24 protein-coding genes are annotated in these 22,807 nt (G+C 45.2%); 6 read left to right on the top strand and 18 right to left on the bottom strand.

Annotated elements, in window-relative coordinates; genetic code table 11:
* Both DESDE_RS07970 and DESDE_RS07965 read right to left on the bottom strand, forming a co-directional pair.
* Window positions 1-333: a nucleotide pyrophosphohydrolase gene (locus tag DESDE_RS07970; protein ID WP_014793528.1), complete on the bottom strand. Its 333-nt coding sequence runs from the start codon at window positions 331-333 to the stop codon at window positions 1-3.
* 151 nt (window positions 334-484) lie between these two features.
* On the bottom strand, window positions 485-1,372 hold the full coding sequence (locus DESDE_RS07965) for an SPL family radical SAM protein (protein WP_041917368.1): 888 nt from the start codon (window positions 1,370-1,372) through the stop codon (window positions 485-487).
* Window positions 1,373-1,587: 215 nt separating this feature from the next.
* On the opposite strand from DESDE_RS07965, the gene DESDE_RS07960 reads away from it, so the two are divergent.
* Complete coding sequence (locus DESDE_RS07960; protein WP_014793526.1) at window positions 1,588-2,010, top strand: pyridoxamine 5'-phosphate oxidase family protein; 423 nt, start codon at window positions 1,588-1,590, stop codon at window positions 2,008-2,010.
* Between the two features lie 91 nt (window positions 2,011-2,101).
* Window positions 2,102-2,299 (top strand): DUF4177 domain-containing protein, encoded by a 198-nt coding sequence (locus DESDE_RS07955; protein WP_014793525.1) that lies wholly within the window; start codon window positions 2,102-2,104, stop codon window positions 2,297-2,299.
* Between the two features lie 176 nt (window positions 2,300-2,475).
* On the opposite strand, the gene DESDE_RS07950 is transcribed toward DESDE_RS07955, so the two are convergent.
* Complete coding sequence (locus DESDE_RS07950; protein WP_014793524.1) at window positions 2,476-2,925, bottom strand: MarR family winged helix-turn-helix transcriptional regulator; 450 nt, start codon at window positions 2,923-2,925, stop codon at window positions 2,476-2,478.
* 35 nt (window positions 2,926-2,960) lie between these two features.
* Window positions 2,961-3,284, bottom strand: a complete 324-nt coding sequence (locus tag DESDE_RS07945) for a DMT family transporter (RefSeq protein WP_014793523.1) — start codon at window positions 3,282-3,284, stop codon at window positions 2,961-2,963.
* Window positions 3,285-3,495: 211 nt separating this feature from the next.
* On the opposite strand from DESDE_RS07945, the gene DESDE_RS07940 reads away from it, so the two are divergent.
* A complete protein-coding gene (locus tag DESDE_RS07940) occupies window positions 3,496-4,188 on the top strand; it encodes a class I SAM-dependent methyltransferase (protein WP_014793522.1) in 693 nt (230 codons plus the stop codon).
* Window positions 4,189-4,302: 114 nt separating this feature from the next.
* On the opposite strand, the gene ald is transcribed toward DESDE_RS07940, so the two are convergent.
* Window positions 4,303-5,418 carry an alanine dehydrogenase gene (gene ald / locus DESDE_RS07935; protein ID WP_014793521.1) on the bottom strand — a complete coding sequence of 372 codons (1,116 nt, stop codon included), beginning with the start codon at window positions 5,416-5,418 and terminating at the stop codon, window positions 4,303-4,305.
* 213 nt (window positions 5,419-5,631) lie between these two features.
* Between ald and DESDE_RS07930 the strand changes: the two genes are divergently transcribed.
* From DESDE_RS07930 to DESDE_RS07920, 3 genes are read left to right on the top strand one after another with little or no spacing between them, the layout of a single operon-like run.
* Window positions 5,632-6,432: a hypothetical protein gene (locus tag DESDE_RS07930; protein WP_174270163.1), complete on the top strand. Its 801-nt coding sequence runs from the start codon at window positions 5,632-5,634 to the stop codon at window positions 6,430-6,432.
* A gap of 14 nt (window positions 6,433-6,446) precedes the next feature.
* On the top strand, window positions 6,447-7,574 hold the full coding sequence (locus DESDE_RS07925; RefSeq protein WP_014793519.1) for an ATP-binding protein: 1,128 nt from the start codon (window positions 6,447-6,449) through the stop codon (window positions 7,572-7,574).
* Between the two features lie 6 nt (window positions 7,575-7,580).
* A complete protein-coding gene (locus tag DESDE_RS07920) occupies window positions 7,581-8,978 on the top strand; it encodes a vWA domain-containing protein (protein WP_014793518.1) in 1,398 nt (465 codons plus the stop codon).
* 22 nt (window positions 8,979-9,000) lie between these two features.
* Here DESDE_RS07920 and DESDE_RS07915 read toward each other — a convergent pair whose 3' ends face one another.
* The 13 genes from DESDE_RS07915 to DESDE_RS07855 all read right to left on the bottom strand — a co-directional run bounded on the left by DESDE_RS07915 (window position 9,001) and on the right by DESDE_RS07855 (window position 22,653).
* Window positions 9,001-9,513: a cysteine hydrolase family protein gene (locus tag DESDE_RS07915; RefSeq protein ID WP_014793517.1), complete on the bottom strand. Its 513-nt coding sequence runs from the start codon at window positions 9,511-9,513 to the stop codon at window positions 9,001-9,003.
* A gap of 106 nt (window positions 9,514-9,619) precedes the next feature.
* Window positions 9,620-10,276: a hypothetical protein gene (locus tag DESDE_RS07910; RefSeq protein ID WP_014793516.1), complete on the bottom strand. Its 657-nt coding sequence runs from the start codon at window positions 10,274-10,276 to the stop codon at window positions 9,620-9,622.
* Window positions 10,239-10,601, bottom strand: a complete 363-nt coding sequence (locus DESDE_RS07905; RefSeq protein WP_014793515.1) for a PadR family transcriptional regulator — start codon at window positions 10,599-10,601, stop codon at window positions 10,239-10,241. Before DESDE_RS07905 ends, DESDE_RS07910 begins: the two co-directional genes overlap by 38 nt.
* A gap of 347 nt (window positions 10,602-10,948) precedes the next feature.
* Window positions 10,949-12,196, bottom strand: a complete 1,248-nt coding sequence (locus DESDE_RS07900) for a cation:proton antiporter (protein WP_014793514.1) — start codon at window positions 12,194-12,196, stop codon at window positions 10,949-10,951.
* A gap of 1 nt (window position 12,197) precedes the next feature.
* Window positions 12,198-12,821, bottom strand: a complete 624-nt coding sequence (locus DESDE_RS07895; RefSeq protein ID WP_014793513.1) for a TetR/AcrR family transcriptional regulator — start codon at window positions 12,819-12,821, stop codon at window positions 12,198-12,200.
* 509 nt (window positions 12,822-13,330) lie between these two features.
* Window positions 13,331-13,777 (bottom strand): MarR family winged helix-turn-helix transcriptional regulator, encoded by a 447-nt coding sequence (locus DESDE_RS07890; RefSeq protein ID WP_014793512.1) that lies wholly within the window; start codon window positions 13,775-13,777, stop codon window positions 13,331-13,333.
* Between the two features lie 160 nt (window positions 13,778-13,937).
* Window positions 13,938-15,485, bottom strand: a complete 1,548-nt coding sequence (locus DESDE_RS07885) for an efflux RND transporter periplasmic adaptor subunit (protein ID WP_014793511.1) — start codon at window positions 15,483-15,485, stop codon at window positions 13,938-13,940.
* Window positions 15,486-15,520: 35 nt separating this feature from the next.
* Entirely contained in the window at window positions 15,521-17,407 is a 1,887-nt protein-coding gene (locus tag DESDE_RS07880) for an ABC transporter ATP-binding protein (RefSeq protein ID WP_014793510.1), read from the bottom strand.
* Window positions 17,404-19,137, bottom strand: a complete 1,734-nt coding sequence (locus DESDE_RS07875; protein WP_014793509.1) for an ABC transporter ATP-binding protein — start codon at window positions 19,135-19,137, stop codon at window positions 17,404-17,406. The genes DESDE_RS07880 and DESDE_RS07875 overlap by 4 nt, the downstream gene beginning before the upstream one ends.
* Before the next feature lie 35 nt (window positions 19,138-19,172).
* Window positions 19,173-19,607: a MarR family winged helix-turn-helix transcriptional regulator gene (locus DESDE_RS07870; RefSeq protein WP_014793508.1), complete on the bottom strand. Its 435-nt coding sequence runs from the start codon at window positions 19,605-19,607 to the stop codon at window positions 19,173-19,175.
* A 203-nt stretch (window positions 19,608-19,810) separates the two neighbouring features.
* Entirely contained in the window at window positions 19,811-19,993 is a 183-nt protein-coding gene (locus DESDE_RS07865) for a FaeA/PapI family transcriptional regulator (protein WP_014793507.1), read from the bottom strand.
* 75 nt (window positions 19,994-20,068) lie between these two features.
* Complete coding sequence (locus tag DESDE_RS07860; protein WP_014793506.1) at window positions 20,069-21,439, bottom strand: aldehyde dehydrogenase; 1,371 nt, start codon at window positions 21,437-21,439, stop codon at window positions 20,069-20,071.
* Window positions 21,436-22,653, bottom strand: a complete 1,218-nt coding sequence (locus DESDE_RS07855) for an iron-containing alcohol dehydrogenase (protein WP_014793505.1) — start codon at window positions 22,651-22,653, stop codon at window positions 21,436-21,438. Before DESDE_RS07855 ends, DESDE_RS07860 begins: the two co-directional genes overlap by 4 nt.
* Window positions 22,654-22,807: the final 154 nt, after the last annotated feature.

The raw sequence follows: 22,807 nt of genomic DNA, 5'->3' as shown, positions 1-22,807 counted from the left end.
TCATAACTCCGTATACTTTTCTTTTTTGCCAAAGGCTTTTTCAATAGGATATTTTTGGTTATTCATACTGAGCTTTTCCATGATAATATCGTTCAAGTCCAGGCCAACCGCCTCGGCAAACAGCACCGAATAAATCAGCACATCCGCAAGTTCTTCTCTAATGTTAGGAATCCGTTTACTAACAGCCTCTTCGGAAGATGACCATTGAAAGTTCTCCAATAGTTCCGCTACTTCCAGAGAAAGGGATATGGCGAGATCTTTAGGATTGTGATATTGTTTCCATCCACGTTCATCACGAAATTTTAGTATTTCCGCAATTATTCTTTCATCCATTTCTGCCTCCGAAACGCTATACGCTTTTGAATTTCCGTCTTATAAGTATTCATCTAAATTATATCACCCCCCTCCTATTCTGCTACAATATCATTGCGGAAAAGCCTGGTGTCATAGTGGAGGGTTTTGATTGTAAACCATTCAGAAGGGCTTACTCAAACAACGAAAGTTGTTCCATCCGGCAAGACCCTTTGTAACCCGCTATGATGTCCGGCATTTTGTAAAGAATCCCGTATTGGTCGCATTTATCCCGAAATAAACTCCACAATTCCCTGGCCTTAAGGGAACGGCATTCATAAGCGTTCCCATAGCTCTCTATGTACTTTTCTTTAATGGATGGAAATAATTCATCCAATTTTCTATAGTACCATGCCCTTTGATTCTGTCTTAAGGTTACTCCGAAAGCAGGATAGATAAATTTTGCCCCTTTTTGATGAGCAAGATCAATAATCCGGCTGATATTCTCCTCTGTATCTTCAATAAACGGCAGCACAGGCATTAATAATATACCGGCAAAAATCCCTTCTTGAGTCAGCTTTTCAATTGCTTCAAGCCGCCGGGATGAAAGGGCTACATGAGGTTCGATTTTACTGCACAGCAAATCATCGGCAGTGGTAACCGTTATCTTTACCAGCACCGGTGAATGCTTGCCTATCTCCTTAAGAAGTTCTATATCCCGGACAATCAGATCACTTTTTGTAGCAATCGCCGCACCAAATCCATACCGGTTGATCAGCTCCAAAGTACCTCTTGTAAGCTCATATTCTTTTTCAAATGGATTGTATGGATCACTCATGGCTCCTGTGCCGACAACGCCCTTTTTACGTTTTGAGTTGAGCTCGCGCTCAATTAAGGCAAGGGCGTTATCCTTAGCTCTTACCTCATCGAAATGATCCACTCTGTAGCATTCGCTCCGGCTATCACAGTAAATGCAGCCATGACAGCAGCCTTTGTAGATATTCATAGTATAATTGCAGCCAAACCAAGGGTTGTTTTCAGCATACCCGGATAGAATCGTTTTGGCAGGAATGAATTCCATCATAATCGCAGCTCCTTAGGCAGTATCCTTGCATTACCCCCATATCTATACCCTTTACATATATTCCAACATCATTATAGCTTTTTTACCTATGATGGGACAATAATTTAAGGGTTAATTGCTTTTATCGGCTAACCAATAAAAGCGGGTAATTTACCATTTGGAAATGATGAGTTATAATTGCCTCAAATAGACTGATAAGGGGCTGATAGAGGATGATGAAGGATATAAAGCAGACCATCGGCAATTTAATTGATAAACAAAGTGTTTCTTTCATAGGTTCGGTTGATGACGAAGGCTTTCCAAACTTAAAGGCCATGTTGCCGCCAAGAAAACGAGATGATATCAAAACTTTCTATTTCACAACCAACACTTCATCAAAGCGTGTGGCTCAATACCGTGAGAATCCCAAAGCATGTATATACTTTTGTGATAAAAGATTTTTTCGTGGTGTCATGCTTAAGGGTGTGATGGAAGTATTGGAAGATGCGGCCAGCAAGGAAATGATATGGCAAGAGGGTGACACTATGTACTATCCGCAAGGTGTTACCGACCCAGACTATTGCGTGTTAAAATTTACGGCAAATACAGGACGGTACTATACTAATTTTAGTTCGGAAGATTTTATTATTGAATGAACCACTCGGGATACACGGTTTACAGTTTATTTATTATTATGTTTTGGGGTAATATGTCATTTTAAAACAGCTATAATTGGAGCGTGAGACTATGGAAAATTTCGAGTACAAAACACTGTTTACTGATGCTAAAGGAATATTAGGGGGTAAAGTTGACAAAAATACATTCCAAAATGAACTGAACCAATTAGGTTCACAAGGATGGGAACTAGTAAGCACAGTGGCTGCCGCTCAAAGCTATGGCAGTACAAGGTGGATTATCTCGACATTTAAACGCAGGATAAAATAAGTAAACCTATTTTGTTTGGCAGCTATCCTGTGAATTATAAGGATAGCGTTTCTTTTTGAGGTGATAGCATGAATATTTCTCAAGCGGTAATTCGCCGTATAGAAGAGCTGATCCAACCTCTAGTCTGAGAATAACCTTCTCACATTAACCTTATAAATTAAACCGCTTGGAATGAACTATCCCAAGCGGTTTAGAGAAGCTTTGCTTAAAGACCCTGCCAGCAAAGAAAATGTTTCCGATATCGCCAGGCGCTTTTCCGGCGGAATACTGGCGAAGGCTTCTAATTCCATGGCTCTGAGTTCGTCAAGTATGCCGCGTGCATAGTGAGCACCTTGTTCTGTAAATTTAACAATCTTGTTTCTGCGGTCGCTGGGATTGGGTTCCCTCACAATATATCCCTTTTTCTCAAGTCCGGAAAGGACGATGGAAACCGTTTGTTTCGGCAAAAAAAGTTTATTTCCGATTTCATTCTGGGTACAAAAAGGTGCGCCGGCATCAATGACATGAAGTATAAATACCGTCGTTTCATTGGTATTATGTTTCTGTGCCCAAACACGATAGATATCGTTAATCTGGAACCAAAAATCATAATAAGTATCAATCTGTTCCAGAATATTATCATCCATATCCATAATCTCCTTCATGAATGATGCTAAGCTGATTAATGAGCCGTACCGCTTAAGTTCAAACCCACCACTCCCGCTACAATAAGGACTATGGATACAACTTTCAGGGTGTTGATGGTTTCTTTGAACACCAGAATTCCTATCACCGATATAATTACAATTCCCACTCCCGACCATACGGCGTAGGCCACGCTAACGGGTATTTTCTTTAATGCCAAGGCCAAGGAACCAAAACATAAAGCATAGGCCAGGAACATTCCTGCGGTGGGCAGCATTTTAGTCAGTCCATCGGACATTTTCATTAGTGTTGTCCCAAAAATTTCAAGTAAAATAGCCAGGGCTAAATAAACCCATTGCATAGAAATCCTCCTCATACAAAAATAGTCCAACTATGGACTATATTATCATATGATTTGATTGAAGATTTGTCAATGCGCGCCCCCCTTTCTATCCCCTTTTTCAAAATCGTTTACGCCATGAAATGAAGTCGACTAAAAGCTCACTGAAGAAGGAATTAAAAAGCAAGAAGTAGAAACTTAAACTTAAAAATAAGACAGAGGGTGATCACCAATGAATAAAGCACTTTTTGACCCCGTTGCAGCACATTATGATTCCTGGTATGATACCGAGCTTGGCTCCGTCTCCGATCAAGTCGAACGTCACCTGGCCCAGTCCATGTTCAAAGCCCCAGGTCCCAAGGTTCTGGAGATCGGCTGCGGTACCGGACAATATACAAGCTGGCTCGTCCAAGAAGGCTACGAGGTCACTGCTATAGATATTTCCGGAGAAATGATGGATCTGGCCCAAAAGAAAATCGCGGCTCTTCAGGAAACCACTCCCCAAACCAAACCTGTGCACTGGTGGCACGCGGATATTACCGAAATTCTGGATCAGCTGGAGACCTATGATGGGATTTTTTCCATGACCGCCTTTGAATTCGTCCCGGAACCGGAAAAGGTCCTGCAAAAACTGTTCAATCATTTAAAGCCCGGGGGTTGTCTGCTGATCGGACTTATCGCCGGTGAGAGCGCCTGGAGCGACTACTATGAGGAGGCAGTCCGCAGGAAGCCGGATTCCGTCTTTGCCCGTGCCGCCCTTTATACCAAAGAAGAGATATCTTCCTGGCAGATCGGGGCACCTGCCGAAATCGGGGAATGTCTTTTCTTCCCGCCGAATATTCAAACAGCAGCCGAGGCTCTTCTTCTGGAGAAGAAAAGGGAGGGCAATCCCGGGTTTGTCGTAGCCAAATGGACCAAGGGCTAATCCAATAAAAAAACTCAAAAGGACCTATGGAAAACCTTTTCTCATCAAGGTTTTCTACAGGTCCTTTGCTTATCGGTAAGTCATCTAAAGATAGTGCGAAATTTTTCTTAAAATCTAAAAGAGTTCTTCACTGGAGGTATACTCTAAGCCTTGAGCCTCCGCAACCGTCTTAATCGTCAACTTTCCTTTGTATAAATTAAGTCCTTTTCTTAGTGCTTCATCTTCAAGCATCGCTTTTTCAGCACCCAAATTAGCAATTCTCAATACATAGGGCAAGGTTGCATTCGTTAAAGCCATGGTCGATGTCCGAGGCACTGCTCCAGGCATATTGCCTACTGAATAGTGGATCACATCATGCTTAATGAAATAGGGATCATCAAGGGAGGTAACACGATCCATACTCTCAATGGCTCCACCTTGGTCAATGGCCACATCGACCAGTACCGCACCAGGCTTCATGGTTTTTACCATCTCTTCAGTAACCACCTTAGGGGTCTTGGCACCGGGAATTAGTACGGCACCAATAACTAAGTCGGCTCTCCTAACCGCTTTGGCAATATTATAATTATTGGACATCAAGGTAACGACCCGACCGCCAAAAATATCATCCAGATAGGCCAGTCTGGCGCCGCTGACATCCAGCACGATAACCTGAGCACCTAATCCGACTGCGATCTTCACAGCATTAATGCCCACATTACCGCCGCCGATGATAACGACCTTAGCCGGCTCCACCCCTGAGACGCCACCCAAAAGCATCCCTCTTCCGCCATTGGTCTTTTCCAGCAAATGGGCACCTACTTGAATGGCCATGCGACCGGCTACTTCACTCATAGGTGCCAGCAGCGGCAATGATCTATTAGGAAGCTCTACTGTTTCATAAGCTATACCGACTACCTTAGCCTCCAAAAGGGCTTGTGTCAACTCATGATTCGGAGCCAAATGAAGATAGGTGAAGAGGATTTGGTTTTCCCTTAAAAAAGAATACTCCGATTTTAAGGGTTCCTTAACTTTAACGATCATCTCTGCTCGTTCATAGACTTCTTGGGCAGTATCAAGAATAAGTGCACCGGCCTCTCTATATTCCTCATCCGTAAAACCACTGCCTAAGCCGGCCGATTTTTCCAGATAACAAATGTGACCGGCCTTAACAAGAGCGTCAATACCGGCAGGAGGCATGCCTACCCGATTTTCATAGATTTTAATTTCTTTTGGTATTCCAATAATCATTTTACTCACCTTTTATCCAATTTCTTTTCTATAAAATATTTCACAATAATCTAATCATATATAATAGAAAAGAAATTGTAAATAAAAATATATTCAGACAGGTACACTTTGCTATCTTCAGAGCTGCACCATCATATAGACCCTTATTTAATCCGGTAGTATAATCATACTATTGAGATCCCCTACAAAATAACCACAGAAGGAACGCACATGATGGAAAAAGCAAAACTTATGGAAATAATAAAGAGCAATCCCAACGCCATAGCCTACATCACCGATCCCCCCGATGAGATAAAGTTATTGGCTGTGCAAAAAAACGGCCTGACCTTAAAATATATCGAAAATCCCACCCGGGAGATGCAGGAATTGGCCCTGGCCAATAACAGCCGGGCCATCCAATTTATCGATGATCCAACGGAAGAGATGATGATCAAAGCCATCAAGGATAGCTGGGTTAATTTAGAGCACATTAAAAACCCCGGGGAAACGATCATTAAATTGGCCATCGATCAAGCCGGCTGGGCCATTAAATATGTTAAGAATCCCAGTGAAGAACTGCAGCTCTTAGCCGTGCGCAAACATGTCGACTCGATCAGATTCATCAAAGCCCCCTGCCCCAGCGCCCAGAAAGAAGCTGTCCGAATCAGCCATGATGCCTTAAGGTATATCGATTCTCCCACCCCTCAGGCTGAGCTGCTGGCGATCAAAAATCACGAAAGCGCCATCACCTTTGTTAAAGATTTGACCAAAGAGAAGATTCTGGAATTCCTGAAAGTCAATATTCTTGTGATTAAATATGTGCTGAAAGATATCTCCAAAGCCGAACTGGAGCAAGTTCTAAAGGAGACCTTAGCCCAGGAAGACGTCGAGGAAAAATACGTGCGGGATTTTCTCAATTCCCATACTATCCATAAAAGCAGCAGTCAGATGCCCCTGGACAAGATCATGTTTATTTATCAATATGGCAGTAAAAAAGCAAAAAAAGTAGCTGTAGATGAAAAACTGAAGGTATAGGAGATGGAGCCATTATGAATTATACAGACACTCTCAAAAGTGTTGACTTAGTCCTGGCCACGGGAGAGGTCCCCTTGATCATCGGGGAAAGCGGCATCGGCAAAACAGCCTTAGCCAAGGAACTGGCACAGAAAAACCAGTGGAGCCTGGTGGTTATCAACGGGAATCTTCTGAAAGAAGGTGAAATCGGCGGCCTGCCAACCATCGAAACTTACCGAGCAGGAAATGAGCAAGACAGTCCCCTGGAAAAGAAAAGTACGATCTATGCCGTTCATCATAAACTCCGGGAAATCGATGAAGAAATAGCTCAGGGCAAAACCGTTCTTTTGTTTATCGACGAGATCAACCGCTGTGAACATACGGTCCAGCAGGAACTGATGAATCTGATCCTCAACCGGGAGATCAACGGCTATAATTTACCTGAAGGAGTCAACATCCTGGCCGCTATGAATCCTTCCAGCAAATACGGCTCAGATTTTGATTACCAGGTGGTGGATATGGATGCCGCCCAGGAAAATCGCTTTGTCTGGCTGACTATGGAACCTGAGCATAATCAGTGGATCGATTGGGCCATCGGAGCCGGAATTGAGCCCAAGGTGATTGAATTTATCTCCACCTTCCCTGAATATCTGCATAAGATCAACGAAGATGATCTCCGGGCCACCCCCCGCAGCTATGAACGGATTTCCAGCAGTTATAAGATTTATAAAGAGAACAAGGACTCTATCCCCCGCTCTGTGTTCCTCAATGTGGTTAAAGGGAATGTGGGACGGGTGATTGCCGAAGAATTTGTGAGCTTTGTAGAATCCGATTATTCCCCGCTTATCTCTTATGACGACGTTTTTTCGGGAACTTCCCTGCCGGAATCCCTCCGGGACAAGGTCAAAGGGGAAAGCCATACCCGGCTTTATCTCTCCGCCAGGAATATTCTCAAAACCCTGGAATCTCATCTTAAAAAGTCTCCCGATGACGCTCAGTTCTCTATGGATAGGTTGGTTGCTTTTTTAAAACTCTACCCAGTGGATTTAAAGATCGGCATCATGAAGGATATTAAAAACAGCTACCCGGAAATCTATCTGCAGGCCATTGAGAATGAAGACTTTGTCGATTCCTATTTCGAATCCTATGGTTCAATCAGGTGATTTCTTATGACAAGTAATTTTGAGAACCAGGTTCAAACGCTTTATGAAAAGGCAACCCTCATTATGGAGGAGTTTTATCACTCACAACGCCAGGGACAGCAGACCGGGGTCCCTATCCCCCAGGAGTTCAAGGAAGAATTCTTCGGCCTGGTGGATAAAGTCAATCTCAGCCTGCTGGAAGACAAGGATAATTTCTATGGCTATTTTTTAATGCAGATGTCCCGGGAAATCCGCTTTGATCTCGCCAGCCCAACCGGGGTGAATTTTAAAGGGGCTAAGTATGTTCTTCATTTTAACCCCATGCTTTTCCTGAATCTCAATCTCAGGCAGATGGAAAGCACCATCAAACATGAAATACTCCATATCCTGTCCGGGCATTTATGGCGGGCCAAAGAATTGAAAAGCCGCTACAACGCTTTAGCCATCAATATGGCCATGAATATCGTGGTCAACGCCTATCTGGAGGATCTTCCCCCCTATTCCGTGACCTTGGAATGGGTCAATCTGCATTATTCTTTAAAACTCCTGCCCTTTAAACCTTTCGAATATTATGTAGAAGAAATTCAAGCCCTCCTGGACTTATTTGAAGCCGATGAGCCTGATGAGAACAAAGATGCTGATGAAATAAAAACAGAGGTTGATCCAGAAAAGGCCCATGACCTTTGGGAAGAATCCAGCGATACGGATGATAAGACCCTCCAGGAGTTTACGGAGAAGTTTATTGCCCATGCTCAAAAAGGGAGCGTTCCCGGTTATTTGGAGAGCATGATCTCCTCCCTGAGCAACAGCCAAGGGGAACTCCCCTGGAATTTTTATCTTAAACGGCTGATGGGAACAGTTCCCAGCAATCATAAAAAGACCGTCACCCGCAGAAACAGGAGACAGCCTGAACGCTTGGATTTAAGAGGCCAACTAAGAAGTCATAAAGCTAAAATCCTCGTCGCCCTTGATATCAGCGGCAGCATCAGTGATCAGGAATTTAATCAAGCGATCAAAGAAGTTCTGGCCATCGTTAAAAATTATAATCATGACATCACCATTGTCGAATGCGACAATGACATCAGACGGGTGTATAAGGTCAAAACCTTAAAAGATGTTAAAGACCGGCTCAATATCCGCGGAGGCACCCGCTTCACCCCGGTTTTTGAATATGCTAATGAGCATAAGATCAACCTGCTGATCTATTTTACCGACGGCCAAGGAGAAGAAAAGCTCTACACCACCCCCCGGGGATATAAGACCCTCTGGGTCCTATCCGGGAGAGGAAAAGAGCTTTCCTTAGAAAAACCTTATGGGGCTGTGAAGAAGCTGAAGCAGGTGGAAGTAAAAGATAATACGCTGAAGATGAGTGATGTAAAAACAGAAGGGTTTTCCATGCAGGATCAGGAAAGAATCTATAATTGATTTATAGACAACACCTTAATTCTCAGATCACCTCAATCTGACAGGTCTTCATGGCATATAGGGCGTTTTGGTGCCCTTCCAAAGTCGCACCTGCACAACAGGATGAATCAACCACCATCGGAATCTCCGGCATTTTTGCCTTCAAAATCATTGCATTGGAAATAATACAGATATCCGTACAAAGGCCGATCAGCTCGATAGACTGTATTTCCTTCATCCCTGTAATCAATTCAGCAAGCTCTATTGAACCGAAAGAAGGCTTTTCAATCACCTGACATCCGCTCACATACACCTTTTGGGAAATCTCCCAGCCGGGCGTCCCTTTTATACAATGCTCTACGGGCAGCTTTTGTCCTTCTTGTGTCTGAAGGTAGGCCTCAGTATGGGTATCTTGTGTATAAATGACCTTGTCACCAGCAGCGAGATAACTATCAATCTTCCTTTTTACAGTATCAACAATTTTTACAGCTTCCTTCGTACCAAGTGCTCCGTCAATAAAATCATTCTGCATATCAATGACTATTAGAACCTTCATTCTTAACTCCTCCCTACTCATTACTTTTTCGCAAAAGGCAGTCTCTTGATACAGCCTCCCCCAATTATAACGTGTTTCAGGATGGCTTGTGTAATAATGATAAGATTTATCTATCCACTATTCTCTTAATAAGAAAAATAGCCAAAACAAGGATAGCCGCCAGAGTTAAAGGAATCTCTAGAACAGCTGTTGTAAAATATACTTTGCATAAGACTAACAGACCAATGACAACAAAGGAAACTAACCAAAGCTTCAAAAATGAGATTACCCTCTTTTCCTTCATCGTCTTAAAGGCGGTCTTAGAAACATAATAGTAGATTGCAATTGCTGCCAAAACAATGATTGCTGCATTAATACTATCTCCTACCGTCAATATGAACCTAAAACTTTTAGTCTCCGCCAATAAATCAGTAATTAGATTTTCCACTAGAGCTATAACCCCCAAGACCCATAAGGCACTAAGAATAATGGCTACAAAGTCCATTATTCTTTCTTTTGGGGTTTTCCTCGGCATGGCAGCGATGATTTCATCACATACCTCCTTATAATTACCTCCCATTATCTTTTGAATAGTATCCCCCCGCTGCTGACCATCTAATATCATATTGATAATATCTTCTCTTACAACTTCCTGATTATATTCGGTCATATTAGAACTTCTAATGTAAACAATCATATTTGTATAAACTTCTTGGTTTTCTTTAAAAATCTCTTTTTCCCGTAGGTTATTTTTCTTCAATGATTCCTTCGTGGCCTTCTTCAACTTCCTCCACCTCCATAAATAGTTGATTTATAGCAGACTCAAGCTCTTGCCAATTTTCCTTAAACTGGGCCAGAGCAGCAACCCCTTTTTCCGTCAAATGATAGTATTTCCGTGGCGGCCCACTCTTGGAATCCCGTAGGGTTGCTTCGATCATCTCGCTTTTCTGTAAACGTAAAATAATCGGATATATAGTTCCTTCTGATATGGTTCCAAATTCATATTTCTCTAATTGCTCCGAAATCTCATAAGCATAGGTTTCCTTTTTGCGTATGACTTCTAGGATACATCCTTCTAACATTCCCTTAAGCATTTGTGAAGGAATCATAATTAGTCCTCCTCAGGTATCTTGCAATACATATTACTGCTATATTGTATCGCAAGTTACTTGTTCTGTCAATTGGCTTGATACAAAAGGGTTCAGTTTTTTAGCTGTCAAACTCAGCTCTATGATAAATTCGGCTGAAACAAAACCGACACCGCTGTTAAGGCGATGCCGGTTACAACTGGGCATGCTTATTCTCTTTGGAGAGGTCTAAGTCCTCCTTCAATGCATTGTAAATCTTCATGATCTGCTCGGCTGCCTTCAACACCTTTTCTCCCGCCTCTCAGAGTTTTCCACAGCCACAGTATTTATCAAATTATACGCTCTTGCCTATAATTGAACATATGTGATTATAGTTGCAATATGTCCTTTTTCGACTCCATCTCTCCAGCCAGCTCAAAGCCCTTCTTGGCCATCAAAACAGCGATAATCTCATTGATTATGGCAGCAGCCGCTATCGTGCCTTGAATGGTCTTTGCTTCTTGCGGGGCGGGTACGGCCAGCATAGAAACGGCAATACCTGTAAAGACAAGTGAAACTCCGGAATGGGGCAGTAAAGTAAGGCCCAAATATTTCTTGACGGTCTCCGGCGCCTTGGTCACTGTCGCACCCCAATAAGCCCCAAAGTATTTGCCCAGTGTCCTTGTTAAGATATAGACAGCCGTAAAAACTCCTGCTCCTGAAATCAGATGATAGTCAAGGGGGGTGCCGAGATTGAGCATAACAGCAATCATGGAAACACCCAAAATTGGATAAAATAATACCATAAGCTCTTTCAGCTTTTCTTCTGAAACAATATTGGCAAATACAGTCGAAAAAGCTATGCCGATCAGCATAAAGTTAAGCATCATTCCCGGAAAAATCAAGTTGACAAAAATAAACCCCATGCCTGCTGCTGCCAAAATGAACCCAATAAGGGTTGCAAGGCTTAGCCTGGGGTTTTTCTGTTTTTTCAGCACCTGCCCTGCGGGTAATCCTACCCCAGCGCCAATGATGAGCGGTAGAAATGGGGTCAGGACAATCAGGTATAACGGCATTTTTTCACTCGTTATATTGGCGGACACCACAGACACCGCCGAAAAAAAGACCACCACGGCCACAATATTGTCCAGTGCCGCCATCGGCATCAGGGTTTTGGTTACTGGCCCATTGGTGTTAAACTCACGAATGATGGACAGGGCGGGAGCCGGTGCGGTAGCAAGCGCAATGCTGCCAAACAAAAAGGCGAGATAGAGCGGAATATCGGTCAGGTAAAAAATAGCCCCAAAGGAAAGTGTGACCAGCACGAAAGTACCCATCGATTCGGTAAGGGTGGTAACAATAATCTGCTTACCGGATTTTTTAATGGTTTTCCACACAAGCTCGGTACCTATCATCAGACCTATCCCACATTCCAAAATACGCATAAGCGTTTTATACCAGCCAGCATCAAGCAACGGCTGATGGATGAGTCCTAAGGCATAGGGACCTAAAACCATTCCGGCTATCAGCCAGCCCAATATGGACGGTAATTTGATTTTTGCAACCAGCCTTCCCGCAAATACAGCCAGGACAACTGCTGCCCAAAGGCGCAGGATCATCAAAATAGTGGTCATCATTTCATACCCTCTCTATGATTCCGTAAAATAATATGTCCACAAATTTTCTGCAGTTTTCCTCGTGAAGTTTGGGCAGAGCTTTTATATCCGGACATTCCTCAAGCGCCCTTTGATATTCCAAATTAAAATAATTTTGGAACCGGCAAAGGTTTTCTACGGCTTCCTCCAGACTGATGCCATTTCTTAGCGTGGTCCGGCTTAAAATTCTGGTGAATATTCGCACATTCAATTCGTCAAAGTCCTTTTTGATCTCAGCAATCGCTGTTTTTAAATGACCTGGAGGATTGGTAATCACATCACAGAAGATCTTAAAATAGCAGGGGTTTTGGCTGAAAAATCTAAGCCTTGCATCAAAGTAGCTCTGTAGCCCCTTTTCAAGTTCTCCGCCGTCCTCACACCCTATTTTCCTCAGAAAAACGATCAAAGCCGCAAAGCACTCCTCCACACAGCCAAGATACAGCTCATCCTTGCTCTTAAAGTAGTGATAGATGATGCCTTTGGAAAGGTTATGTCTTTTGCAGATATCATTCAGCGCTGCCTGTTCGTAACCTTTCTCACCGAACTCAGCTAACGCGCCTTGCATAATTTTTTGTCTTGTCCTCAGGTTTTTTTCTTCTCTTTTCACGAAAAGCCTCCAAAAATATAGACCGCTCGGTCAATTATTATCATAACAAAATTTGACCGAGCAGTCTATATTCTTAAAACAATTAACTTCGTATGGCTGAAAAAGACTCGCTTTTTTCGCATTTGGCAAAATGTGTTATACAGACGGTACAGGCTGCTTGGGACGGTTAGCCTCTTCCTTTTCAGGAAAGGGGTGGTATGATGACGGTTTACGAAGCATTGACATTTGCAATTGCATTTGCCACGCTTATGGTATTAGTCACGACCAAAAAGAAATAACCGCCCCTGCTCAAAAGCGGCGGTTATTTCTTATATAACCAACAAATTGGGCTAACCGTTTTCCGGTTAGACAGCCTGTAGGGCTGGCGTGTCGCAAGCACGTCAGTCCTTTTCTTATATTAGACCTATCGTCACAGGAATATGCAAACTAAGGAAGGCAATTTTTCATAACGTTTTTGCCCCTATTCGACGAAGGTGATCTTATCCTCCATAGATACTAAGCCGGTTTCACTATTCCTTTTCCTCATGAATATCTTCCTTCATGATCCGATGGAGTTTATCCAAGAGGGCGATCAAATTCTCCATATCCTGTTCCCCCATCTTCTCCAAATAAATCTCCAACTTCCCCTGCATCTCATGAAAGGCTTCGGCTAAGGCTTCTTCCCCAAGCTCAGTCAGACGAACATATACCATGCGGCGGTCACTCTTAGTAGTAATCCGCTCCACATAATTCTTGTCTTCCAGGGCGTTAATCATTTGCGAAACCGCCGGTTTGCTGATCTCAAAATGCTCACTTAAGGTCGAAATGGTTATTCCTCCCTTGCCTGAGTGATGCTTAATCAGCTTCAGCATCATAATTTCCCGGTGAGGAATTTCCCCACTTCCCCGGAAATTCAGGCTCAGCCTGCGGAATTTTTTGATAGTCTCAAACAGTCTCACTGTCTTACTTTCCTGCATGAACTTTCCCGCCCTTTCCTTTTGTTTTTCTTTTATTTCTATATTTAATTTAAATTACCCTTTTTTATCCCGGAATAGAACATCGGACCGTTGCCAAACGAACACTAATTCGCTGCAACGGTCCTTTTGCTTAAGATGAGCTCACCGCTCCGCAAAGACCCTACATTAGTTCCACATCACAGATCATCCCCGCTTTAAACAGGCTATCCGGATTCTCAACCAGAATTTCGACTTGGAACATGCCGGTCTTGGCATCTGAGGCAGGGGCGATATTGACCACTTTACCCTGGGCACCAGCGTTAATGGCTTGTACTTTTACCTCAGCTGTACTTCCGATTTTTATCTTGGAAATATTCGTTTCGGTAACATTGATATGCACTTTCACCTCTTGAGTATTGATCAAGGTCATGGCGGCTGCTTGTGGAGAAGCCATCATACCTACATCAATGGTTTTGGCAGCCACTTCTCCAGCCATGGGAGCTCTCACGATACAATCGTCCAATTTCTTTTGGGCAATGTCCAATCCGGCCTTAGCACTGGCCATTTGTGCAGAGGCTGCATCGACAGCTCCTTTAGCTGAATTCTGAGCTGCCTGCAGTTGGGCATGGGTGATATCTACTTTGTCTTTGGCTTGATTCAGTTCAACCTCTGATACCGCCCCGCCATCATAGAGTGCCTTGATGCGGGTATAGTTATCCATAGCCTCATTGTAGGCAATCTGGGCCGGGGTAATTGCGGCTTGGCTGTCATAGGAAGCTTTATTATGATTATAGGAAGTAACTGCCGCGTTATAGCTGGCTGCGGCCTGCTTCACCTGTAACTCCAGATCCGTGCTGTCCAGTTGGAATAACACATCTCCCTTTTCGACACGCTGGCCGATGCTTACATTAATCTTGCTGACTTTACCGCTAACATTGGGGATGACCCCCATTTGATCTGCGGCTTCAATGACACTGCTGTAATGGATGGCTTGCTGAGAGTCAGAGGTTTCGCCCCCTTGATCTCCTACAGGAGTGTTCACAGGTTCTTCTTTAATGTGAATTTTCACCGTGGCATTCATCCCAAAGGTCAAAGGAAGATTGTCCTTGTTCTCAATAACCACTTTGACAGGGATCAACTGAGTTACCTTGGCATAGGTACCGCTGGTACTGAAGCTTGAGGTGCCGGAGAAATAAGTTTGGGTAGCCCTGTCTATCTCCTGAACCCTCCCAGGAAAGGTTACACCCGGATAGGCGTCCAGCTTTACGTCCACCCGTTGACCCACCTTAATCTTGACGATATCTGTTTCTTCGATATTAACCCCAATGTAGAGATTATCTGTATCCGCAATGACCGCCAACTGTGAAGCAGGAGTTACGGCTTGCCCTTGAATGGTGTTGTTTTTAATAACCGTGCCCTGAATCGGTGAGGTGATATAAGGTAAAACCGCCTGGCGTCCGAGAACTTGATTCTTCTCTACCTGATCGCCCTCTTTTACCTTCCACTCCAGTAATTCTCCTGAAGCGTTGGGGGTAATGGTAACCATTTTCGCTGTCACTTTAGCATTATCCGTTGAGAAATAGCGGCTGTTCTCATTAAAATAGTAGAACCCTGCACAACCGGCAACCAAGACGATGACTGTTAAGATGGTTAGAAATACCCCTTTCTTGCTTTTTTTGCCCTTGGCTTTAAGCTGTTGCTGTTCTTCGGTTTTTAACTGCACTCCCATGATACGCTCCTCCTTTTTTTCAACCCAAACGAATCTTAAACTGCTTCGGCCTCTTCGAACTGGCTCTGATAAAGATCGGCATAAAATCCATTCTTCGCTAACAATTCCTCGTGATTTCCTTGTTCCACGATATCACCGTCTCTTAACACTAAAATCATGTCCGCATCCCGGATCGTGGAGAGTCTGTGGGCAATGACAAAACTTGTTCGGTTACGCATTAAATTTTCCATGGCTTTTTGAATCAATATTTCCGTTCGGGTGTCCACGGAACTGGTAGCCTCGTCTAATATTAAAATCTTCGGGTCGGCCAGGATCGCCCGGGCAATGGTAAACAACTGCTTCTGTCCCTGGGAGATATTGCTGGACTCTTCATTCAGAACCATATCATACCCCCCTGGCAAAGCACGGATAAACTCATCGCAATGGGCCGCGTTGGCTGCTTCTATGACCTCTTCATCCGTTGCCTCAAAGGTACCATAGCGAATATTGTCCTTAATTGAAGCATTATAGAGCCAGGTATCCTGGAGCACCATGCCAAACAAGGAGCGCAGGTCATGGCGGCTAAAGTCATAAATGTCATGATCACTGATCAGGATTCTTCCACTGTCAATTTCATAGAAGCGCATTAAAAGCTTCATGATCGTGGTCTTACCCGCCCCTGTGGGACCCACAATGGCGACTCTCTGTCCGGCTTTGATATCCGCGGAGAAGTCATGAATGATTTGTTTATCCTTGCTGTAGCCAAAATTCACATGTTCAAAACGAACATGGCCGCTGAACTGATCTAAGGTAACCGGATGAGCTGTTTCCGGAGTTTCTTCTGCTTCCGCTAAAAATTCAAAGACACGTTCAGCCGCAGCCGCTGTGGACTGAAGGGTATTGGATATGGAGGAGAGCTGGGCTATGGGCTGGGTAAAGGAACGCATATATTGAATGAAGGCTTGAATATCTCCGATGTCCACAACTCTTTTAACAGCCAGATACCCTCCGAGAATACTGACCACCACGTAGCCCAGGTTACCTACGAAACTCATCACCGGCATCATAATGCTTGTGACAAATTGGGATTTCCAGGCAGAATGATAGAGTTGGTCATTGACCCGCTCAAAAAAGGCTACGGATTCAGCTTCTCCATTGAAGGCCTGAACAATATTATGGCCTCCATACATTTCTTCAATATGGCCGTTCAGCTCACCCAATGAGTGTTGCTGCTCTCTAAAGAACCGCTGAGAGCGTTTAATCACCACTCCCACAATCCCCAGAGATAAGGGGATAACCAGCAAAGCGGCCGCTGTCATCATCCAGCTGATGGACAGCATCATGATCAAAATACCGACGATGCTCGCCGCCGAAGTGATGATTTGATTTAAACTTTGATTGAGGGTTTGGTTGATCAGATCCACATCGTTGGTAATCCGGGACAGGACGACTCCATGGTTTCTCGTATCATAATAATTCAAAGGGATCCGGTTCATCTTTTCCGAAATCTCTTTCCGTAGTCTGTAAGTGACATCCATGGCCACCCCAGACATCAGATACCCTTGAACGTAGGAGCAAATGGAGGAGATCACATAAAGAACCACCAAGGCCCCAATAATTTTACCGATATAATCGAAATCCGTTAGGAGCCCCGTTTGGTTATACCAGGCGAATAACCCTTCCGCCAGTTTCGTGGTGACTTTGCCCAGTAATTTAGGTCCGACAATCGTGAATACGGTGGAGAATAGGGCAAAAAAGATCACGATGGAGATCGTTGTTTTATGGGGGGTTAAATACCCCATCAGGGTTCGGAGCGTCTTATTAAAGTCCCTGGCCTTTTCACCCCCGCCAGGCCCCCCGGGCGGACCGCCAAAAACCCCTCTGCCTCCGCCCGGACCCTGACGACCAGGCCCGGACCCTGTTTGTTTTTCTGTAGCACTCATCTCGCCAGTTCCTCCTCACTTAATTGCGAATAAGCGATTTCCTGATAGACTTCGCATGTTTTCAAAAGTTCATTGTGAGTCCCTCTACCCACAATACGGCCATTGTCTAAAACAATAATTTGTTCGGCATTCATAATCGTGCTGACCCGTTGGGCCACCAGAAGAATCGTACTGTTCCCGGTTTCCCGATTCAAAGCCGCCCGCAGATTCCGATCGGTCTTGAGATCAAGAGCGGAAAAGCTATCATCAAAAAGATAGATTGGTGCATTTTTTACCAAAGCTCTCGCAATGGATAGGCGCTGCCTTTGACCTCCGGAAACATTCGTTCCGCCTTGGGCAATGATCGAGTCATAGCCCTCTTCCTTGGCCTCGATAAATTCGGTGGCCTGAGCAATCTCCGCTGCCTTGGCCAAGGTTTCCTGGGTAGCGCTCTTATCTCCATAGGCTAGATTGGAGCGGATGGAACCCGAGAAAAGAATACTCTTTTGGGGAATATATCCGATTTTTTCCCGTAGGGATCTCCGGGTGACGGTGCGGATATCCTGACCATCCACAAGGATTTCACCGGCAGTCACATCATAAAAACGCATGAGCAGGTTCAGCAGGGTTGACTTACCGCTGCCTGTGGAACCGATAATGGCCGTGGTCTGACCTGCTTTGGCAACGAAGTTAATGTTGTGCAGGACATCATCTTCCCCTCCGGGATAAGCAAAGTTCACATTCCGGAATTCAATCGTGGGCTGAAAATCTTCTCTGAAGCTGACCGGCTCCTTAGGGTCGGCAATGCTTTCCTCTTTCTCCAGAACCTCCGCAATCCGATCCGCTGCCACCGCTGCCCGCGGAAACATAATAAACATCATGGACATCATTAAAAAGGCCATAATGATCTGCATTGCATATTGCATATAGGCCATCATGTCGCCAATACCCATTTGAAAGGCTGAAACATGTTTAGCACCTACCCAAACGATAATCACTGTTACCAGATTCATAATGAGCATCATAACCGGCATCATCAGTGCCATAGCCCGGTTGACGAAAAGATTCGTCTCCAGCAGGTCCCGGTTGGCTTTGTCAAACCGGGCACCCTCGAACTTTTGGGTGTTGAATGCCCGAATCACCAGCATTCCTTCGATGTTTTCCCGAGCCACCAAATTCAAGCGGTCGATCAGGGATTGAATGATTTTAAACTTAGGTATGACCACGATAAATAAGATGATCACGACCCCGATTAGACAGAGGACGGCAATCCCGATAATCCAGGACATGGACGGACTGCTGGAAATGGCCTTGATAACCCCGCCCACACCCAGAATCGGAGCATAAAACACCAGACGAATCATCATGACTAACACAGTTTGTAATTGGGTAATATCGTTGGTCGTCCGTGTAATTAGGGAAGCCGTGGAGAAGTGATCGAACTCAGCATGGGTAAACCGTTCTACTTTCTTAAAAACGTCCGAGCGCAAATCCCGGGCGACCCCTGCCGCCGTCAGCGAGGCAAAATAGCCCACCGTCACGGAAGCGGCTGTTCCTAAAAGAGTGATCAGGAGCATGGTCGTCCCCGTTTTTAGGATATAATTCGTATTTCCTGTCATGACTCCGGTATTGACGATATCCGACATATAATCCGGTAAAGCCAAATCGCAGTTGGCTTGTAAAAACAGTAAGGCAATGGCACCAAGAATAAATCCGTAATAGGATTTTAAATACTTAACTAATTTAATCATGTAGCCTCCTCCACCCCATGGTTAGATCTTTTGTCTTAGTCCTTATCATTGACGATGTCATAGAGTTTCTCTAACAGTCGAAGCAATTCTTCCGTATCTTTTTCTCCCATGCGGTTAAAGATCTCGGTCATGGACTGCAGGAATTTCTGGTATCTTTGTGCCATATACTGCTCGCCCTCAACAGTCAGACGAACATAGACAAGTCTTCGGTCATTCTTCGTAAACAGCCGCTCAATATAGCCTTCATCCTCCAGATGATTAACCATCTGTGATACCGCCGATTTACTGATTTCTAAATGATCACTCAGAGATGACATGGTTGCCCCTTGCTCTTCAATGCTGTTCATTTTGATCACCTTGAGTAGATTGAGCTCACTGCGCGGAATCTCACCGGTCTTTTTTTTATTGATCCTATTTCTACGAAATTTCTCCATAATTTCATTGATTTTCTCAGCATTGCTACTATGCATTTCTCTACCTCTCTTTTGTTATTTGGTAAGTATATTAAATATTAACTAGCTTAACAATTGACATAGTAAAGTTTAATTCTCTTATATTCTTTTGTCAACAGATTAAGATATGTAAATTTTAGGTTACATGAATGATGCTTGAGTGACTTCTTCCTATAAAAATATCTCCTGCTTACTCACCGAGAAGCAGGAGATATTTTTGTTCAGGCTTTATTGATTTCCCAAAAGCACCTTTTAGGTGAAACGATTTTCTCTTCTTTTTTGAGGGTATTCATAATCTTTTCAACCTCTTTTTTGTCGATTCCGATGGCCTCCGCCACATCTCCGGTGCGGGCGGGCTGACCGGCTTTGGCGAAAAAGTTCAAAACGGCTTCATAATTATCCATTGTAAATCCTCCTGTTTTTTCAGTCTTTTGAGATTGTTGCGCTTGATCTGACTACTACTATATTGACCAATCCGCTCATTTCATAATCTTCTTCAACAGACTCAGGTGATTCTTGAAAGGCGGATAGCGCAGCGGAACATCCAGGAGATTGCTTTTCTTCAGGATACTTTTGCTGTGGGAGAAGGTCCGGATACTGGCCTCCCCATGGTAGCCGCCCATCCCGCTCTCCCCCACGCCCCCGAAAGCCATATGGGAAGTCGCCAAATGAACCACCGTATCATTAATGCAACCGCCCCCGAAAGAGATACGGCTGAGAATCTCCTGCTCGTGAGCCGCCGAGGTGGTAAAGAGATAGAGGGCGAGAGGCTTCGGCCTGGCATTGATCAGCCCGATGACCTCTGATACCTCTTCAAATTCCAGCACCGGCAGAATAGGGCCGAAAATCTCCTCCTGCATCACGGGTGAGTCCCAGGCGACTGCGTCCAGGACAGTGGGTTCAATCTGGCGGGTTTCCCTGTTAAAGCGGCCGCCGGCTGCCACGATCCCGCTGTTCATAAGACCAAGGAGACGGTCGAAATGTTTCTCGTTGATGATTTTGGGATAATCTCTGTTGTGATGGGGCTCTTCTCCATAGAACTGCCGGATACTTTTGCGGATTTCTTCGATCAAAGCTTCCTTTTTGCTTTTATGGACCAGGACATAGTCCGGGGCCACGCAGGTTTGCCCGGCATTCAGATATTTTCCCCAGGCGATGCGTCGGCCCGCCAGGGCCAGATGAGCCGTTTCATCCACAATGCACGGGCTCTTGCCCCCCAGCTCCAGGGTAACCGGGGTCAGATGCCGGGCCGCCGCCCCCATCACGAGTTTACCGATGGCTACACTGCCGGTAAAAAAGATATAGTCGAATCTTTCCTCCAGCAGCGCCTGGTTCACCTCACGCCCCCCTTCCACTACCGCCACATAGCGTTCGTCAAAACACTCGCCAATGATCTTTTGGATCACAGCGGAAGTATGGGGGGAATAAGCCGACGGTTTCACCAGAACGCAGTTCCCAGCCGCTATAGCCCCGATCAAGGGGGCCATGGTCAGTTGAAAGGGATAATTCCAGGGAGACATGATCAGGACAACGCCGTAAGGTTCCTGGTAAACCGTGCTGGTGGAAAGGAAATGGGCCAGCGGCGTTCTGACTCTACGGGGCCTGGTGAAGCGGTCCAGATTTTTCAGCATAAACCGCAATTCCTCCAGAACGATGCCGATTTCAGTGGCATACCCTTCGAAGGAAGATTTGTTTAAATCCTTTTGCAGCGCCGTCATGATGGCAGTCTCACTCTCCTGTACGGCCTTTTGTAAAACCAAGAGCTGTTTTTTCCGGAAGTCGCGTTTCAACGTCTCCCCGCCGGCGAAATAGAGATGCTGTTTCTCCAAAATCTGTGCAGTATCTTTCATTCCGTTGCTCCCTCCTCCTTACGGATCATTTGGACAATCTTGACAAATTCCATTTTACTCAAAATTTTAGGCACAGGGTAAAAAGGATTGGCTTCCCGATAGGCTCTTGCGGCGATGGCGTCCAAATCCTGTTCAGCGATTCCCTCTATATGATCGGGAATCTGCATTACCCTGTTCAGCTCTTGAATGGCCGCGATGAATTTAGCGGCCTTGTCCGCTGTACTATCTCCTGCTGCCACGAGACCGGCCCAATCAGCCAGCTCCGCCAGGGAGCTCTGAGCAGCCGGACCATAATATTCCAAAACATAAGGCATCAGCACGGCATTGGCCAGACCATGGGGGATGGAGTACAACGCACCCAAGGCGTGGGCAATGGCATGAATATTGCCCACATAGGCCCGGGTAAAAGCCAGCCCTGCTTCATGAGAAGCCTGGAGCATGCGGCCACGGGCCTCCAGGTCGGTGCCGTCGGCGTAGGCTTTGTAGAGATTTTCGAATATCAGGGCGGTTGCCCTTTTGCTGTATTCTTTCGTTTCCCGGGTGTTGCTTCGGCCGATATAAGCTTCAACGGCATGGCAGAGGGCATCCATCCCTGTAGTGGCTGTGAGGGATGGCGGCAGTTTAAGGGTCAGCACCGGATCCAGTACGGCCACATGGGGAATCAGGGCCAGGTCGTTGACCGGATACTTTTCCTTGGTTGCGCTGTCCGTGATCACCGCAGTAAGGGTGGTCTCACTGCCCGTCCCCGCAGTAGTCGGCACGGCAAAGAGGGGCGGTATTGCCTTTCTGATCTTCAGGGTTCCCCGCAGTTGGGACATTGTTTTATGGGGTCTGGCCAGACGGGCCCCCACCCCTTTGGCACAATCCAAGGGCGATCCCCCGCCGAAAGCCACAATCCCTTGGCATCCTTCCGATGTGTATAACCCCAGGGCCTCCTCAATATTATCCACCGTGGGATTGGGGACAGTCCGGTCATAGATAAAAAAAACAATCCCCGCATCCCTTAAACCGCTTAAAAATCCCTCCATCAGCCCCAATGCGGAAAGACCTTTGTCGGTTACAACCAGGACCCGTTCGATTCCCTTCTTCTTGATAAGAGCAGGCAGCTTTTGTAGGCTGTTCTCTCCCTGCAGAAGTTCCGGCCGGCGCCAGGGGAGAACATAGGCGGCCATGCGAAATAGGGTCTGATAGAGGCGGCAATAGAATTCATACATGCTTTTCGCTCCTTTTGATTGGGCGTTTTTGCAATTATTCTCCAGGCTTTTATCATATTCCTGCTTATTCCAATTCCCTTGGGGGCTGAGTTTTCCGGTAACTTAAGGGAAGATTACATAGAAAAAACGCCCCCAGGGGGGCGTTTCAGGGAAT

It is taken from the genome of Desulfitobacterium dehalogenans ATCC 51507 (assembly GCF_000243155.2).
GTDB classification, from domain to species: domain Bacteria; phylum Bacillota; class Desulfitobacteriia; order Desulfitobacteriales; family Desulfitobacteriaceae; genus Desulfitobacterium; species Desulfitobacterium dehalogenans.
Note: the sequence above shows the minus strand (reverse complement) of the source record. Positions and strands in the feature narration are given on the sequence as shown.

What these genes read in the sequence shown, in the direction of transcription:
- DESDE_RS07970 (WP_014793528.1), bottom strand. Translation starts at nt 333, where the DNA reads ATGGATGAAAGAATAATTGCGGAAATACTAAAATTTCGTGATGAACGT.
- DESDE_RS07965 (WP_041917368.1), bottom strand. Translation starts at nt 1,372, where the DNA reads ATGGAATTCATTCCTGCCAAAACGATTCTATCCGGGTATGCTGAAAAC.
- DESDE_RS07960 (WP_014793526.1), top strand. Translation starts at nt 1,588, where the DNA reads ATGATGAAGGATATAAAGCAGACCATCGGCAATTTAATTGATAAACAA.
- DESDE_RS07955 (WP_014793525.1), top strand. Translation starts at nt 2,102, where the DNA reads ATGGAAAATTTCGAGTACAAAACACTGTTTACTGATGCTAAAGGAATA.
- DESDE_RS07950 (WP_014793524.1), bottom strand. Translation starts at nt 2,925, where the DNA reads ATGGATGATAATATTCTGGAACAGATTGATACTTATTATGATTTTTGG.
- DESDE_RS07945 (WP_014793523.1), bottom strand. Translation starts at nt 3,284, where the DNA reads ATGCAATGGGTTTATTTAGCCCTGGCTATTTTACTTGAAATTTTTGGG.
- DESDE_RS07940 (WP_014793522.1), top strand. Translation starts at nt 3,496, where the DNA reads ATGAATAAAGCACTTTTTGACCCCGTTGCAGCACATTATGATTCCTGG.
- ald (WP_014793521.1), bottom strand. Translation starts at nt 5,418, where the DNA reads ATGATTATTGGAATACCAAAAGAAATTAAAATCTATGAAAATCGGGTA.
- DESDE_RS07930 (WP_174270163.1), top strand. Translation starts at nt 5,632, where the DNA reads ATGGAAAAAGCAAAACTTATGGAAATAATAAAGAGCAATCCCAACGCC.
- DESDE_RS07925 (WP_014793519.1), top strand. Translation starts at nt 6,447, where the DNA reads ATGAATTATACAGACACTCTCAAAAGTGTTGACTTAGTCCTGGCCACG.
- DESDE_RS07920 (WP_014793518.1), top strand. Translation starts at nt 7,581, where the DNA reads ATGACAAGTAATTTTGAGAACCAGGTTCAAACGCTTTATGAAAAGGCA.
- DESDE_RS07915 (WP_014793517.1), bottom strand. Translation starts at nt 9,513, where the DNA reads ATGAAGGTTCTAATAGTCATTGATATGCAGAATGATTTTATTGACGGA.
- DESDE_RS07905 (WP_014793515.1), bottom strand. Translation starts at nt 10,601, where the DNA reads ATGATTCCTTCACAAATGCTTAAGGGAATGTTAGAAGGATGTATCCTA.
- DESDE_RS07900 (WP_014793514.1), bottom strand. Translation starts at nt 12,196, where the DNA reads ATGATGACCACTATTTTGATGATCCTGCGCCTTTGGGCAGCAGTTGTC.
- DESDE_RS07890 (WP_014793512.1), bottom strand. Translation starts at nt 13,777, where the DNA reads ATGCAGGAAAGTAAGACAGTGAGACTGTTTGAGACTATCAAAAAATTC.
- DESDE_RS07885 (WP_014793511.1), bottom strand. Translation starts at nt 15,485, where the DNA reads ATGGGAGTGCAGTTAAAAACCGAAGAACAGCAACAGCTTAAAGCCAAG.
- DESDE_RS07880 (WP_014793510.1), bottom strand. Translation starts at nt 17,407, where the DNA reads ATGAGTGCTACAGAAAAACAAACAGGGTCCGGGCCTGGTCGTCAGGGT.
- DESDE_RS07875 (WP_014793509.1), bottom strand. Translation starts at nt 19,137, where the DNA reads ATGATTAAATTAGTTAAGTATTTAAAATCCTATTACGGATTTATTCTT.
- DESDE_RS07870 (WP_014793508.1), bottom strand. Translation starts at nt 19,607, where the DNA reads ATGCATAGTAGCAATGCTGAGAAAATCAATGAAATTATGGAGAAATTT.
- DESDE_RS07865 (WP_014793507.1), bottom strand. Translation starts at nt 19,993, where the DNA reads ATGGATAATTATGAAGCCGTTTTGAACTTTTTCGCCAAAGCCGGTCAG.
- DESDE_RS07860 (WP_014793506.1), bottom strand. Translation starts at nt 21,439, where the DNA reads ATGAAAGATACTGCACAGATTTTGGAGAAACAGCATCTCTATTTCGCC.
- DESDE_RS07855 (WP_014793505.1), bottom strand. Translation starts at nt 22,653, where the DNA reads ATGTATGAATTCTATTGCCGCCTCTATCAGACCCTATTTCGCATGGCC.